The following is a 14,816-nucleotide window of genomic DNA, read 5'->3' on the forward strand; positions in this document are numbered from 1 at the left end:
ACCGGGCGGATGCAGGTCGAATATCTCAGCGCCTTCAACGTCGTACTCGGCGTGCTTGCCCGCTTCTGGCCGGTCTGGATCGCTCTCGCCCTGGTGATGGGAGCGAGCTTCGGCTACAAGAAGAAGCTTGGCCTTTACGGCCAGCTTTTCGACAGCGGCGTCGGCATCGTCGGCGTCGGCATCTGCCTGTTCTGGCTGTTCACGGCGATCTTCGCATCGACTGTCGCGCCCTTCGATCCGCTTGCCCAAGTGCCGATCATGAAGGACGCGCTGCCGGGCGCGATCGATCCGCAATCGGGGCTCGCCTATCTCTTCGGCGGCGACAAGCTCGCCCGCGACGTGTTCAGCCGAATGGTCTATGGCAGCCAGATCGTGCTGATCATCGCGCCGGCGGCAACCGGTTTTGCACTGATGGTCGGCATCACGCTCGGCCTGCCGGCCGGCTACTATGGCGGCAGGATCGATACAGTGCTCTCCTTCCTCGCCAACCTTGTGCTGGCCTTCCCGGTGATCCTCCTGTTCTACCTGCTGGTGACGCCAGGCATCATGGACACGCCGATCCCCTACGCGATGGCCGGGCTGTTCTTCCTGTTTCCGATCATCTTCTTCAGCGTGCTGTTCTGGACGCGCTACAAGAATCGGCCCGACCGCCTCTATATCCTGCTTGGCCTGACGTTGGTCGTTGGCGGCTGGATCTATGCCGGCCTTGTCTTCGACGCCGATCCGTTCAAGATCATTCACATCGATCCCAACCAGCTCAACATCTTCGTGGCGGTGGTGTTCGCCTCCAGCCCCGGCGTGTTCCGCATCGTGCGCGGCCTGGTCATGGACATCAAGACGCGCGACTATGTTGCGGCGGCGCAGACGCGCGGTGAATCGCCCTGGTACATCATGCTGTGGGAGATATTGCCCAATGCGCGCGGGCCGCTGATCGTAGACGCCTGCCTGCGCATCGGCTACACCACCATCCTGCTCGGCACGCTCGGCTATTTCGGGCTGGGGCTGGCGCCGGAAAGCCCGGACTGGGGCACGGCGATCAAGGATGCCAGCCGGCTGCTGCGCTCCTTCATCCACCCGGCGCTGCCGCCGACGATCGCATTGATGTCGTTCGTGCTCGGCCTCAACCTCCTGGCGGATTCGTTGCGCGAACAGTCGATGAAAGATTGATGCCGGGAAAGATTGGATGCCGGGTTCGGCCCGACATGCCTGAAGAATAAGGATTGGAGCGACCCATGAATGAGGCAGTTCGAAATCCCGCCAAGCCGACCAATGGGCCGATCATCGAGATCGAGAACCTGTCGATCTCCTTCTTCACCCGCAAGGGAGAGATCCCGGCCGTCATGGATTTTTCCTGCACGGTCATGCCCGGCGAGGCGATGGGCATTGTCGGCGAATCCGGCTGCGGCAAGTCGACCGTGTCGCTTGGCATCATGCGCGACCTGTCCAATATCGGAAGGATCGTCGGCGGAAAGATCAAGTTCCAGGGCAAGGACATGGGAGAACTGTCCGACGAGGAACTGCGCGCCATCCGCGGCAACAAGATCGCGATGATCTACCAGGAGCCGATGGCCAGCCTCAACCCGGCGATGAAGGTCGGCCAGCAACTGATGGAAGTGCCGCTGATCCACGACAAGGTGTCGAAGGACGAAGCTTACAAACGCGCCCTGGACATGGTGCGCGCGGTGAAGCTGCCGGATCCCGAGCGCATGATGCGTTCCTACCCGCACCAGCTTTCCGGCGGCCAGCAGCAGCGCATCGTCATTGCCATGGCGCTGCTGTCGAAGCCTGCGCTGCTTCTGCTCGACGAGCCGACGACGGCGCTCGACGTGACGGTTGAGGCCGGCATCGTCGACCTGGTCAAGGGGCTGGGCGAGAAGTTCGGCACCTCGATGATCTTCGTGTCGCACAATCTCGGCCTGATCCTGGAGACCTGCGACCGCATCACGGTGATGTATTCGGGCGAAGCGGTGGAGACAGGCAAGATCAAGGACGTCTTCGACCGGATGCGCCATCCCTACACGCAAGGCCTGTTCCGCTCGATCCCGCTGCCAGGCGCCGACAAGAATTCGCGGCCGCTGATCTCGATCCCGGGGCAGTTGCCGCTGCCGCACGAGCGGCCGAAGGGCTGCAATTTCGGCCCGCGCTGCCATCATTTCGTCGAGGGCGTCTGCAACGCCGCCGAAATTCCGATGATCGCGGTCGAAGGCCATGACGGGCATTTCTCGCGCTGCGTGCGCTTCAACGAAATCGACTGGGAGGCGCTGCCGCCCGGCGCCAAGAAGGTCAACGAGCGGGTGGTGCCCGGTGCGCCGGTGCTCCAGATCGAAGACCTCAGGAAGTACTACAAGGTCGGCGGCAGCGAAGTGTTCGGCTCGAGCGAGGGCCGTGTCGTCAAGGCCAATGAGACGATCTCGTTCATGGCGCGCGAATCCGAAACCGTCGCTATCGTCGGCGAATCCGGCTGCGGAAAATCGACCCTGGCCAAGGTGCTGCTCGGCCTCGAAACGGCAAGCTCCGGCCGCGTGAAGCTCGGCAATAAGGAGATCCAGTCGACCGGGATCGAGAAGCGCAGCGTCGACACGGTATCGTCGATCCAGATGGTGTTTCAAAATCCGTTCGACACACTCAACCCCAGCCATTCGGTCGGTTCGCAGATCATCCGTACGCTGGAAAAGTTCAATGTCGGCAACACGGTGGCCGACCGACGCAAGCGGATGCTGGAATTGCTCGACCTCGTGAAGCTGCCGAGGGCGTTCGAGACGCGCAAGCCGCGCCAGCTTTCAGGTGGCCAGAAACAGCGCATCGGCGTTGCGCGGGCGTTTGCCGGCGACGCCAAGGTGGTGGTGGCCGACGAGCCGGTCTCGGCATTGGATGTGTCCGTGCAGGCGGCGGTCACCGAGCTTTTGATGGACATCCAGCGCAAGAACAAGACGACGATGCTGTTCATCAGCCACGATTTGTCGGTGGTGCGCTACATCGCCGACCGCGTCGTCGTCATGTATCTCGGCTACATCGTCGAGCAAGGCACGACCGACCAGATCTTTTCACCGCCCTATCACCCCTACACCGAGGCGCTGCTGTCGGCGATCCCGATTGCCGACACCAGCGTGGTGAAAAGACACATCGTGCTCGAAGGCGACATTCCGTCGGCGATGAATCCGCCCTCAGGCTGTCCGTTCCAGACGCGCTGCGGCTACAAGAAGCTGGTGCCGGACAATCTTTGCGAAACCAAAGTGCCGCCGGTCAAGCATCTCGGCGACGGCCATATGAGCCTGTGCTGGCTGGCCGACGACGTGTTGGCGAAGATGGAGCCGGTGATCAAATTCGACAAGGAGCATGCCGCGCTTGAGGGCGTGCCGGACGATGCACCGCACGGCACTGGTCCGGGCTTTGCCGGTGATCCGCCCAAGCGTCCACACGGCAAGACAGGCAGCGCGGAAGCCGATGCCGAGGGGCAGGTGGCAGAGAATGGAGAAGCGGTCGCCAAAGCCCGCCGTCACGAGGTTCGCGACGAGGTTTCAGAGACAGGTGGCATTTCAAGTTCGGCCAATAGTGCGTCAGCACCGATCATGCCGCAGACTGTCGGCGACGGCCGCCAGGCGGAGAAAGCCACGCGCAAGCCGCGCAAACGCAAGGGCGATTGAATGCCGTTAACCTGCTCAGGGCGCGCATTGCCGTAGCTGCGCGGCGTAGTCCTGCGCCATCTGCTCGGTGGCGTGCGCATAGCGCTGCACGTCGGCGTCGCCGCGATTGCCGCGCTTGTAGGCGTTCCAGCCGAGATAGTAGGCGAGATACAGATTGTAGGTGTCGTTGCGGGCGACGTCGAACGTGTCGGCGGTTTTCGAATGGTACCAGCCGACGAAATCGACGGCATCGGCAAAGCGGGTGCGGCGCGCTGCCCAGCTGCCGGTCTCGCTCTGGTATTGCGCCCAGGTGCCGTCGAGCGCCTGCGAGAAGCCGGTGGCGCTGGAGATATGTTTCCAGGGAATGAAGCCCAGCAGCTTGGTGCGTGGCGGCCTGGCATTGCTCTTAAAGCCGGATTCCTTGCGCACCGTCGCCATCAGCACCGGAACCGGCACGCCGTATTTCTGCTCGGCGCGTTGTGCCGCTGCCTGCCAGTTGTCGAACCAGCCGTCATTCTGGTCGAAAACGGCGCAGACATCGTTGATATGGCTCGGCGGCGTCGCGCAGGCCGAAAGCGCCAGCGGCACGGTGACAGCTACAATTTTACTAAAACTCGAACTATGCATTGGAAGAGCATTAGGCCGAAAACATAAAAGGAATCTTGCTGCGTTCCTTAACGGCTCATCGGCCGCTTTGGCTGGCGCAGAGCAAGTATCAACATTCCGACGTTTGTTGTCGCTTTTACCGATGTGAAATTCCCGGTATGACGCCTTGGCTAAAATCACGCCCGCAAATGGCGGATTTCTGACAGCTCGATCCTCGTGCCGGCGCTTTGATGCGCCGCATGAGCGAACCAAGACGCAAGCGCGGCGCCGAGCGAACCAGCAACAGGGGACCGACCGCCATCCCGCAACTGCCGCTCAGGCGGGTGACAAACCCTTATCCGCCGATGGCGATGCTCTCGGCCGACCAGATCGAGGCGATCCACCAGGCGTCGATGCATATCCTGGAGAATTTCGGCATCGAGGTGATGAGCCCGCGGGCGCTGTCGCTGTTCGAGAAGGCCGGAGCCAAGGTCGATCATGCCTCGATGAACGTCCGCATCGATCGCGGCATGATCGAGGAAGCGCTGAAGACGACGCAGTCCAGCTATACGTTGACGCCGCGCAACCCGGCTCACGCTGTTCATCTCGGCGGCAACACCATCAACTTCACGCTGGTCGCCGGGCCACCCAATGTGCACGACATGGAGCGCGGCCGCCGTGCCGGCAATTTGCGCGATTATTCCGACCTCGTCCGGCTGGCCCAGCACTTCAACTGCATCCATATGCTCGGCAACCAGGTCTGCGCGCCGGTGGAACTGCCGGCGAATTCCCGTCATCTCGACACCTATTTCGCCAATCTGACACTGACCGACAAAAGCTTTCACGTCTCGGCCATCGGCCGGGGCAGGGCGCTCGACGGCATCGAAATGATGGCAATCGCGCGCGGACTGACGCTTGACGAGATGCGCGACGATCCCGGCGTCACCACCATCATTTCGGTCAACTCGCCGCGCCGCTTCGACGAGATGATGGCCGAAGGATTGATGACCATGGGCGAGTTCGGCCAATCGGTCGCGGTGACGCCGTTCACGCTGATGGGCGCGATGAGCCCGGTGACGCTTGCCGGCGCGCTCGCCCAGCAGAATGCCGAAGCGCTGTTCGGCGTGGTGCTGACGCAACTCGTGCGTCCCGGCGCACCGGTGATGTATGGCGCCTTCACCTCGAATGTCGACATGAAGTCGGGTGCGCCAGCCTTCGGCACGCCTGAAAACACCAAGGCGAACATCGCATCCGGACAACTGGCGCGGCATTACAATCTACCTTACCGCACGACGCCGGGCTCGGCCTCCAATGCCGCCGACGCGCAAGGCGCCTATGAGACGCTGATGGCGCTTTGGGGGGCGGTGCTCGGCCACGGCAACCTCGTCTACCATGCCGCCGGCTGGCAGGAGGGCGGGCTGACTGCGTCGTTCGAAAAGTTCATCATCGACGTCGAGATGATCCAGCACATGATGGAGTTTTTGCGCCCAATCGAAGTCAACGAGGCCGAGCTTGCCGTCGAGGCTTTGGGGGCAGTGCCGACCGGCGGCCACTTCTTCGGCGAGCCGCACACGCTGGAGCGCTATGCCACGGCATTCTATCAGCCGATGCTGTCCAACTGGCAGAATTTCGAGGCCTGGCAGGAGGCCGGCGGGCTCGACGCCACGGCGCGGGCGACCCGGCTATGGAAGAAGGCGCTGGAGGACTATGTCGAGCCGGTGATGGATATCTCTCGGCGCGAGGCGCTGGAGGCGTACGTGGCCAAGCGCAAGGAAGCGATCGGGCAAAGCGAGCCTTAAGCGCCAGTCTTCTTATTTGGATTCATTCTCTTCTCCTCCAGAATCATGAAACCCATCCAACCCTTTGAAATAACGAGAACCTCATGAAATCGCATGCAAAGGTCGTGGTCATCGGCGGTGGTGTCGTCGGGTGCTCCGTGCTGTTCCATCTGGCCCGCCACGGCTGGACCGACATTGTGCTTCTGGAGCGCGATGAATTGACCTCCGGCTCGACTTGGCACGCGGCCGGCGGCATGCACACGATCAATGGCGACCCCAACGTCGCCAAGCTGCAGAAATACACGATCTCGCTCTACAAGGAGATCGAGGAGCTGTCCGGCCAGGCGACCGGCGTGCATTTGACCGGCGGCGTGCTGCTGGCGGCGACCGAGGCGCGGCTCGACTGGCTGCGCGGCGTCGTCGCCAAGGGCCGCTATCTCGGCATCGAGCTCGAGGAGATATCGCCGAACGAGGCTGCCGAGCTGATGCCGTTGCTCGATCCCAAGCAGTTCGTCGGTGCGGTGCGCAACAAGGAGGACGGTCATCTCGATCCGTCCGGCGTTACCCACGCCTATGCCAAGGCCGCGAGGAAGCTTGGTGCTGAGGTCGAGCGCTTCACCAAGGTTGAGGACATTGTGCAGCGCGCCGACGGCTTGTGGCGCGTCATCACCAACAAGGGCGAGGTGGTGGCCGAACATGTCGTCAATGCCGGTGGACTGTGGGCGCGCGAGGTCGGCCGCATGGTTGGGCTGGAGCTGCCGGTGCTGGCGATGGAGCACATGTACCTGATCACCGAGGACATGCCGGAGGTCGCCGCCTGGAACCAGAAGACCGGCACGGAGATCATCCATGCGGTCGACTTCGACGGCGAGCTCTATCTGCGCCAGGAACGCGGCGGCATGCTGATGGGCACTTATGAAAAGGCCAACAAGCCATGGTCCGAATTCCAGACGCCATGGAATTTCGGCCACGAACTGCTCGAGCCCGACATCGACCGCATTGCGCCGTCGCTGGAAGTCGGCTTCCGGCATTTCCCGGCCTTCCAGAATACCGGCATCAAGCAGATCATCAACGGGCCCTTCACCTTCGCCCCGGACGGCAATCCGCTGGTCGGCCCGGTGCGCGGCCTACCGGGATTCTGGGTGGCCTGTGGTGTCATGGCGGGGTTCTCACAGGGTGGCGGCGTCGGGCTGGCGCTGTCGAACTGGATGATCGAGGGCGATCCCGGTGCCGATATCTGGGCGATGGACGTTTCGCGCTACGGCGACTGGGCCACGATGGCCTACACCAACGCCAAGGTGCGCGAGAATTATTCGCGGCGGTTTTCGATCCGCTTCCCGAACGAGGAGTTGCCGGCTGGACGGCCGCTCAAGACGACGCCGGTCTACGATCTGTTGTCGGCCAAAGGCGCGCAATGGGGCGTCGCCTTCGGGCTGGAGGTGCCGCTGTGGTACGCGCCCGAAGGCGTCAAGGACGAATTCTCCTGGCGCCGCTCGAGTGATTTCGAGCACGTCGCGAAAGAAGTGGAGACGGTTCGGCAACGCGTTGGTCTGTCGGAAATCTCGTCATTCGCCAAATACAGAGTAACCGGCGAGGGCGCTGCAGCCTGGCTCGACCGCTTGCTTGCCTGCAAGCTGCCGAAACTCGGCCGCATGACGCTGGCGCCGATGCTGAAGGAAGACGGCAGGCTGATCGGCGATTTCACGCTGGCCAATCTCGGCAATTCTGAAAGTGACGATTGGTTCCTGGCCGGCTCCGGCATCGCCGAACAGTATCACATGCGCTGGTTCGAGGCGCATCTGCCGCAGGACGGCTCGGTCGGCATCGAAGCGCTGGGAGCAAAACTCACGGGGCTGTCGATCGCCGGGCCTAGGGCGCGGAACCTTCTTGAAAAGGTCACACGATCTGGTGTCTCGAACACCGCGTTTCCATTCATGGCCATCGCCAAGATGGATATCGGCATGGCGCCGTGCCTGGTCGGCCGCGTCAGCTACACCGGCGATCTCGGCTACGAGATCTGGGTGGCGCCGGAGTATCAGCGTGCCGCCTACCAGACCCTGATGGCGGCGGGCGAAGAGTTCGGCATCGGCCTGTTCGGCTCGCGCGCGCTCAATGCGCTGCGGCTGGAGAAGAATTACGGTTCATGGGCGCGCGAATACCGGCCGATCTATGGGCCGCTCGAGGCCGGGCTCGACCGCTTCGTCGCCTATGGCAAGGAGGCCGATTTCATCGGCAAGAAGGCAGCGCTGGCAGAGCGCAAGCAAGGCGGCAGACTGCGTCTGCGCGCCTTCGTCGTCGATGCTGTCGATGCCGACGTCATCGGCGACGAGCCGATCTGGCATGGCGGCGCCGTGCGTGGCTGGGTCACGTCGGGCGGCTACGCACATCATTCCAAAAAGTCCGTCGCCATCGGTTATGTGCCGAAAGAGATCGCCGATGAGGCCGACGGTTTCGAGATCGAGCTATTGGGCAAGCGTCACGCTGCGCGCATGCAGCAGACACCGCTGTTCGACGCCAATTTCGAGCGGATGCGCGGCTGAGATTCGCAATTGTTGAAGCTCAGGCGCTGCGGCGGTTGTCCAGCGCCAGGGCGCCTGGCCCGGCAAACACCAGATAGAGGAAAATGAAGCAGAACGAGATCGCCGAATCGCCGCCATTGTTGACCGGAAAGAAGCCCTGCGGCACGTGCGCTATGAAATAGGCGATCGCCATTTCGCCGCAGAGAAGGAATGCAACCGGCCTGGTCAAAAGCCCCAATGCCAGCAGGATGCCACCGGCGAATTCGAGGATGCCCGCTGTCAGCGACAGCCCGCTCAGGGCGCCGGCATGATCGCTGACCGGAAAGTTGAATAATTTTTGGGTGCCGTGCTGCAGGAATTGCAGCGCCGTCATGATGCGCAAAGCGGCAAGGGCGAAGGGTTGATATCTGGCGAGGCCTTCGAAAAGCTTCATGCATGACTCCATTTTCACCTCGCCCGGCCATAGAACAACGCCAAAGGCCGGACCATTCACATAGTCCGGCCTGCCATCAATTGTCGGTGAGGAGAGTCGTGAGGAGTGCTGCAGCTTGGGGGCCGCACGATGGCGGCCCCGCGAATAGCGCGGCCTGTTACCGCACCGGCGCCATCAGCGCGAAATGGGCACCTTGCGGGTCCGTGCATTGCACGACCCAGCTGCCGCCGGGGACCTCCATCGGGCCCATCAGGATCTTGCCGCCATTGTCGGTGACGCGCTTGGCTGCCGCGTCGATGCCGGGCACGTTGAAATAGAACTGCCAGACCGGCACCGGGATCTGTTCGGGCTTGTTCATCATGCCGCCAACGGGTTCGCCGCCGAAGGCAAAGAGCTGGTATGTGCCCATTGGGCCCATGTCCATGGCGTCGCCCTTGGTCCAGCCGAACTGGCTGGAATAGAAATCGAGCGCCGCCTTCCAGTCGGACGTATAGAGCTCATGCCAGCCAATGTTGCCGGGTGTCGCCAATGGTAGCGGCTGCTGGTCTGGGCCGCTGGGCTGCAGGAAGTTGAACATCGCGCCTTGCGGATCGGCAACGACGGCAAAGCGGCCGACACCCGGAATGTCGTCGGGCTCGCGGTGAACCGCGCCACCAGCTTTCTTGAGGGAGGCTGTTGCCGCATCGATGTCCCTGGTGAGGATATAACCGATCCAGGCCGGCGGCATGCCCATCTTGCGCGCGTCCTCGGGCAGCGTCATCAGCCCGCCGACGCCGCGCTCGCCGACATTCATGACGATATAGCGCGGCATTCCCGGCGCCCCGTCGAAAGGCTGTCCTTTCCAGCCCACCACGGCTGTGTAAAACGCCTCGGCGGCGTCGAGATCGGTGGTCATCAGCTCGTACCAGAAGAAAGGCATCGGGGACTGTGGCATTGTCGTGCTCCTTGCGGTTCATACATCGATCATGCGCGATCCATCCTAGGACGATCTTCACGACAAAAATCCGACGGCCAACCAAAAAACGGCGAGAAAATCGGAAATGTTGTGGGGTTGCGCGCCTTGCGGTTTTCGACTTTCCTTGCCGTCAACGGGGGATGTCGATCCATGCGCCGGATGTCGCTCACTTCCGAACTTGTCGCGCTATGCCATCGGGAGGAGGCCGATCCCGGTCCCGATGGAAGCTGGACGCAGTTGACCGATGAGGATTTCCAAGACCTTGCCTTGCGTCTGTCTGATGAAGCAGACAAGGGGCCGTTATGGGTATTCGCCTATGGCTCGCTGATCTGGAAGCCGGCCTTCGAATCCGTCGAACGACAGCGCGCCACCGCCTTTGGCTGGCATCGGTCCTTCTGCCTCGACATCGCCCGCTGGCGCGGCAGCGCCGCGTAGCCCGGGCTGACGATGGCGCTCGAGCGTGGCGGGCGATGCAATGGCGTGATCCATCGCTTGCCGGAGGGCGAAAAGCCGCTGCAGATCGAAAGGCTGCTTCGGCGCGAGATCGATGATCACGAGAGTGTCGGCTCGGTCAGATGGCTTCCCGTGCGCACGGCGCAAGGCACAATCAGGGCGCTGGGCTTCTGGGTCGGCATAACCGGCAGGGGCACCTCGCTAAAACGGCCGCTGGAAAAGGTTGCGCGGGTGCTGGCAAGAGCATGCGGGCATGTCGGGTCCGGTGCCGAATATCTCTTCAACACCGTCCATCATCTGGAAGAGTTCGGCATTCGCGACCGCAACCTGTGGCGGTTGCAAGAGCTGGTCGCCGACGAGATCAGGTCGACCCATGGCAGTGACCCTGAGATCGACCCTCTGTCCGCATCGTGATTGCCCCCATCTCGAAAACATGAGTTCATCTATCATGTTTTGGTCAACCCTTTCAGTCGCTTGCGCCGAAAATTGACCAATTGATAAAAAAATAAAACGTGCTAGCCTCCCCCAAAACAAGAACATGGGGAACTGACGATGCCAGAAGGCCAGTTCAAGCAAGGCATTGCCGGCGGGCGACTTTCGCCGGAACAATATGCCGACAATTTCGCCGACCTGCATCCGCCGCTCGATCATCACGAGGCGCTGGTCGAGTCCGACCGCTGCTATTTCTGCTACGACGCGCCGTGCATGAATGCATGCCCGACCTCGATCGACATCCCGCTGTTCATTCGCCAGATTTCGACGGGCAATCCGATCGGCTCAGCCAAGACTATTTTTGATCAGAACATTTTGGGCGGCATGTGCGCCCGCGTCTGCCCGACCGAGACGCTATGCGAAGAAGTCTGCGTGCGTGAGGTGGCCGAAGGCAAGCCGGTGCAGATTGGTCGCCTGCAGCGCTACGCCACCGATGTCGCCATGGCCGAAAACAAGCAGTTCTACAAGCGCTCCGAACCGACCGGCAAGACGGTCGCCGTGGTCGGCGCCGGACCGGCCGGGCTTGCAGCCGCGCATCGGCTCGCCCGTCATGGCCACGACGTGACCATCCTGGAAGCCCGCCCGAAGCCCGGCGGCCTCAATGAGTACGGTATCGCCGCTTATAAAAGCGTCGACAATTTTGCCCAGGCCGAAGTCGACTATGTCACGTCGATCGGCGGCATCGACATCCAGAACGGCAAGGCGCTCGGCCGTGATTACCAGCTGTCGGACCTGACCAGGAATTACGATGCGGTGTTCCTCGGCATGGGGCTTGCCGGCGTCAATGCCTTGCGAGCGGATGGCGAGGAGGCGCAAGGCGTCACCAATGCCGTCGAGTTCATTGCCGAGCTTCGTCAGGCCAGTGATCTGGCCAGCCTGCCGGTCGGCCGGCGTGTTGTCGTCATCGGCGGCGGCATGACGGCGATCGACGCGGCGGTGCAATCGAAGCTGCTCGGCGCCGAAGAGGTGACGATCTGCTACCGGCGCGGCCAGGAGCACATGAACGCCTCCGAATTCGAGCAGGATCTGGCTGCCGCCAACGGCGTCACTATCCGTCACTGGCTGCAGCCGAAGCGGGTCATTGCCGATGGCGGCAAGGTGTCGGCGATCGAGCTCGAATACACCGCGATGGACGGCGACCGGCTCGTCGGCACTGGCGAGCGGCTGACGCTGGCCGCCGACCAGGTATTCAAGGCGATCGGCCAGAGCTTTGTTCCGGCTGCGCTCAACGGCAGCGGGGCCTTGCTTGCCCTGGAAGCCGGCCGCATCAAGGTCGACGCCGAAGGCCGCACCTCGCTGCCAAACGTCTGGGCCGGCGGCGACTGCATCTTCGGCGGCGACGACCTGACGGTCTCGGCCGTCGCGCAAGGCCGCGATGCGGCGGAAAGCATTCATCGGGCACTGACCTCGAACGGGAGGGCATGAGCATGGCAGACATCCGCAACAATTTCGTCGGCATCAAATCGCCGAACCCGTTCTGGCTGGCCTCGGCGCCGCCGACCGACAAGGCCTATAACGTCATCCGCGCCTTCAAGGCCGGCTGGGGCGGCGTTGTCTGGAAGACGCTCGGCGAAGAGGGCCCGCCGGTGGTCAACGTCAACGGCCCGCGCTATGGCGCTATCTGGGGCGCCGACCGCCGCTTGCTTGGCCTGAACAATATCGAGCTGATTACCGACCGCGACCTGCAGGTCAATCTGCGCGAGATCAAGCAGGTCAAGATGGACTGGCCCGACCGGGCGATCGTCGTGTCGCTGATGGTGCCGTGCGAGGAGCACGCCTGGAAGGCGATCCTGCCGGTGGTCGAGGAAACCGGCGCCGATGGCATCGAGCTCAATTTCGGCTGCCCGCACGGCATGTCGGAACGCGGCATGGGTGCGGCGGTCGGCCAGGTGCCGGAATACATCGAAATGGTGGTGCGCTGGTGCAAGGCCAACACCCGCATGCCGGTGATCACCAAGCTGACGCCCAACATCGCCGACATCCGCAAGCCGGCACGCGCTGCCCTTGCCGGCGGCACCGACGCGGTGTCGCTGATCAACACAATCAATTCGATCACCGGCGTCAATCTCGACAATTTCGCACCCGAACCAACAATCGACGGCAAGGGTTCGCATGGCGGCTATTGCGGTCCGGCGGTGAAGCCGATCGCCATGAACATGGTGGCCGAGATCGCGCGCGATCCGGAAACGAAGGGCCTGCCGATCTCCGGCATCGGCGGCATCACCACCTGGCGTGACGCCGCCGAATTCATGGCGCTCGGCGCCGGCAATGTGCAGGTCTGCACGGCGGCGATGACCTATGGCTTCAAGATCGTGCAGGAGATGATCGCCGGCCTGGAAAACTGGATGGACGAAAAGGGCCATGCCACGCTCGACGACATCGTCGGCCGCGCCACGCCCAACGTCACCGACTGGCAGTATCTCAACCTCAACTACGTCGCCAAGGCGCATATCGACCAGGACGCCTGCATCAAATGCGGCCGCTGCCACATCGCCTGCGAGGACACCTCACACCAGGCGATTACCGCAATCGTGGACGGCGTCAGGCATTTCGAGGTGATCGAGGCCGAATGCGTCGGCTGCAATCTCTGCGTCAATGTCTGTCCGGTCGAGAACTGCATCACCATGGAGCCGCTGGCGGTCGGCGTGATGGACCAGCGCACCGGCAGGCCGGTGTCGCCGATCTATGCCAACTGGACGACGCATCCGAACAATCCGATGGCCAAGGCGGCGGCGGAATAGGGCACGGCCCGTTATGGAAAAGCGGCACCTGCGGGCGCCGCTTTTTTTCAAATGGCTATTGCAGATGTAAATTATCCAGGATACCATATATCCATGAACAGGAGAGGGAAATGAAACTGGGCGAGGGCGTCGAAGCGGCCATCCACTGCGCCGCGATGCTTGCCGGCATGGAGGGCGCGGCGACCATGCCGGGTGCGGCCATGGCCGAAGCGTTCGGGCTGTCGCCGAGCTATCTCCTCAAGCATCTCAACATGCTGACGGCGTCGGGCATTCTGGAATCGGTGCCGGGGCCGTCCGGCGGCTACCGGCTGGCGCGACCGGCCGAACGCATAACGCTGCTCGACATCGTGCTCGCCGTAGAAGGACGTGAACCGGCATTCCGCTGCGCCGAAATCCGCCAGCGCGGCCCCGCCAGGCTCGATGCTTCGGTCTATGTCAAACCCTGCGGCATCAAGGTGGCGATGCTGAAGGCCGAGCGCGCCTATCGCGCCGCTCTTGCCGAGGCCCGGCTGTCCGACATCGTTGCAGAATACACTGCCGATGCCGATCCCCGTTCGGTCGCCGCGAACTGCGCCTTCGTCGAGCGCCATCGGCGGCCGCAGAAATCAAGTTCAACCAAGCAAGCATGAAAGGCTAAAGACGATGAGAGAGAGGCTGCAATTTTTCGGCGCGGCGCCGGAACTCATGAAGGCGGTGTCGGCGCTCAACAAGGCAGTCGACGAATGCGGGCTCGAAGAAAGCCTGTTGCACCTTATCAAGCTGCGCGCTTCGCAGATCAACGGCTGCTCGTATTGCGTCGAGATGCACAGCCGCGAAGCCCGCCGCGACGGCGAGAGCGAGCAGCGGCTCTATCTCGTCTCCGCCTGGAAGGAATCGCCGCTGTTTTCTGAGCGCGAGCGGGCCGCTTTCGCCTGGAGCGACGCGCTGACGAAGATCGCCGATAACGGTGTCTCGGACGAACTCTATGCACGGACGCTCGAGCATTTCTCGGAAGAGGAACTGGTCAAGCTCTCGGTTGCGCTTGGCATGATCAACACCTGGAACCGGCTTTGCGTTCCGTTTCATGCAATCCATCCGATGCCAGCAGTCTTGGCCGCTTGAGCATGGACCAGGGGCCCGGCGCGGGGGCGCCCCCCGCGCGGGTTTGGTTGCCGCCCCCCCCCCGCTGGTGTGAGATCTGTTGGGGGTTGTCTGTATGCCGCCCCCCGGCGGGGGGGGGGGGCGGGGGGGGGTGGGG

At 62.7% G+C, this 14,816-nt stretch carries 11 protein-coding genes and 1 pseudogene; 9 read left to right on the forward strand and 3 right to left on the reverse strand.

The features are described from left to right. The first annotated feature begins 9 nt into the window (after positions 1–9). Positions 10–1,167: an ABC transporter permease gene (locus NKJ08_RS27205; protein WP_352529572.1), complete on the forward strand. Its 1,158-nt coding sequence runs from the start codon at positions 10–12 to the stop codon at positions 1,165–1,167. 65 nt (positions 1,168–1,232) lie between these two features. Continuing rightward, positions 1,233–3,644 (forward strand): dipeptide ABC transporter ATP-binding protein, encoded by a 2,412-nt coding sequence (locus NKJ08_RS27210; protein WP_352529574.1) that lies wholly within the window; start codon positions 1,233–1,235, stop codon positions 3,642–3,644. A gap of 15 nt (positions 3,645–3,659) precedes the next feature. Here the strand turns inward: NKJ08_RS27210 and NKJ08_RS27215 are convergent, their stop codons facing one another. Continuing rightward, a complete protein-coding gene (locus NKJ08_RS27215; RefSeq protein ID WP_352776533.1) occupies positions 3,660–4,250 on the reverse strand; it encodes a transglycosylase SLT domain-containing protein in 591 nt (196 codons plus the stop codon). 218 nt (positions 4,251–4,468) lie between these two features. On the opposite strand from NKJ08_RS27215, the gene NKJ08_RS27220 reads away from it, so the two are divergent. Together NKJ08_RS27220 and NKJ08_RS27225 are read left to right on the forward strand one after the other, a co-directional pair. After that, a complete protein-coding gene (locus NKJ08_RS27220; protein ID WP_352529578.1) occupies positions 4,469–6,007 on the forward strand; it encodes a trimethylamine methyltransferase family protein in 1,539 nt (512 codons plus the stop codon). 83 nt (positions 6,008–6,090) lie between these two features. After that, positions 6,091–8,526, forward strand: coding sequence for a GcvT family protein (locus NKJ08_RS27225; protein ID WP_352529580.1), 2,436 nt, complete (start codon positions 6,091–6,093; stop codon positions 8,524–8,526). A 19-nt stretch (positions 8,527–8,545) separates the two neighbouring features. Here NKJ08_RS27225 and NKJ08_RS27230 read toward each other — a convergent pair whose 3' ends face one another. Both NKJ08_RS27230 and NKJ08_RS27235 read right to left on the reverse strand, forming a co-directional pair. After that, entirely contained in the window at positions 8,546–8,938 is a 393-nt protein-coding gene (locus NKJ08_RS27230; RefSeq protein ID WP_352529582.1) for a DoxX family protein, read from the reverse strand. A 157-nt stretch (positions 8,939–9,095) separates the two neighbouring features. Continuing rightward, the gene (locus NKJ08_RS27235) at positions 9,096–9,872 is read right to left on the reverse strand and encodes a VOC family protein (protein ID WP_352529584.1); all 777 of its coding nucleotides are present in this window, start codon (positions 9,870–9,872) and stop codon (positions 9,096–9,098) included. A gap of 171 nt (positions 9,873–10,043) precedes the next feature. Here NKJ08_RS27235 and NKJ08_RS27240 point away from each other — a divergent pair. The 5 genes and pseudogenes from NKJ08_RS27240 (at position 10,044) to NKJ08_RS27260 (ending at position 14,680) form a co-directional block, all read left to right on the forward strand. Next, positions 10,044–10,760, forward strand: a pseudogene (locus NKJ08_RS27240) (gamma-glutamylcyclotransferase). Between the two features lie 138 nt (positions 10,761–10,898). Continuing rightward, entirely contained in the window at positions 10,899–12,263 is a 1,365-nt protein-coding gene (locus NKJ08_RS27245) for an NAD(P)-dependent oxidoreductase (protein ID WP_352529586.1), read from the forward strand. Positions 12,264–12,265: 2 nt separating this feature from the next. Beyond that, complete coding sequence (gene preA, locus NKJ08_RS27250; protein WP_352529588.1) at positions 12,266–13,579, forward strand: NAD-dependent dihydropyrimidine dehydrogenase subunit PreA; 1,314 nt, start codon at positions 12,266–12,268, stop codon at positions 13,577–13,579. Positions 13,580–13,689: 110 nt separating this feature from the next. Further along, positions 13,690–14,208, forward strand: coding sequence for an RrF2 family transcriptional regulator (locus NKJ08_RS27255; RefSeq protein ID WP_352529590.1), 519 nt, complete (start codon positions 13,690–13,692; stop codon positions 14,206–14,208). A 13-nt stretch (positions 14,209–14,221) separates the two neighbouring features. Further along, on the forward strand, positions 14,222–14,680 hold the full coding sequence (locus tag NKJ08_RS27260; RefSeq protein WP_352529592.1) for a carboxymuconolactone decarboxylase family protein: 459 nt from the start codon (positions 14,222–14,224) through the stop codon (positions 14,678–14,680). Positions 14,681–14,816 lie beyond the last annotated feature (136 nt).

The sequence above is a fragment of the Mesorhizobium sp. M0244 genome, assembly GCF_040321795.1.
Classification (GTDB): Bacteria; Pseudomonadota; Alphaproteobacteria; order Rhizobiales; family Rhizobiaceae; genus Mesorhizobium.

Coding starts and splice junctions, on each gene's coding strand:
- NKJ08_RS27245 (WP_352529586.1), top strand. CDS start 10,899: ATGCCAGAAGGCCAGTTCAAGCAAGGCATTGCCGGCGGGCGACTTTCG.
- NKJ08_RS27225 (WP_352529580.1), top strand. CDS start 6,091: ATGAAATCGCATGCAAAGGTCGTGGTCATCGGCGGTGGTGTCGTCGGG.
- NKJ08_RS27210 (WP_352529574.1), top strand. CDS start 1,233: ATGAATGAGGCAGTTCGAAATCCCGCCAAGCCGACCAATGGGCCGATC.
- NKJ08_RS27235 (WP_352529584.1), bottom strand. CDS start 9,872: ATGCCACAGTCCCCGATGCCTTTCTTCTGGTACGAGCTGATGACCACC.
- NKJ08_RS27220 (WP_352529578.1), top strand. CDS start 4,469: ATGAGCGAACCAAGACGCAAGCGCGGCGCCGAGCGAACCAGCAACAGG.
- preA (WP_352529588.1), top strand. CDS start 12,266: ATGGCAGACATCCGCAACAATTTCGTCGGCATCAAATCGCCGAACCCG.
- NKJ08_RS27205 (WP_352529572.1), top strand. CDS start 10: ATGCAGGTCGAATATCTCAGCGCCTTCAACGTCGTACTCGGCGTGCTT.
- NKJ08_RS27255 (WP_352529590.1), top strand. CDS start 13,690: ATGAAACTGGGCGAGGGCGTCGAAGCGGCCATCCACTGCGCCGCGATG.
- NKJ08_RS27260 (WP_352529592.1), top strand. CDS start 14,222: ATGAGAGAGAGGCTGCAATTTTTCGGCGCGGCGCCGGAACTCATGAAG.
- NKJ08_RS27215 (WP_352776533.1), bottom strand. CDS start 4,250: ATGCATAGTTCGAGTTTTAGTAAAATTGTAGCTGTCACCGTGCCGCTG.
- NKJ08_RS27230 (WP_352529582.1), bottom strand. CDS start 8,938: ATGAAGCTTTTCGAAGGCCTCGCCAGATATCAACCCTTCGCCCTTGCC.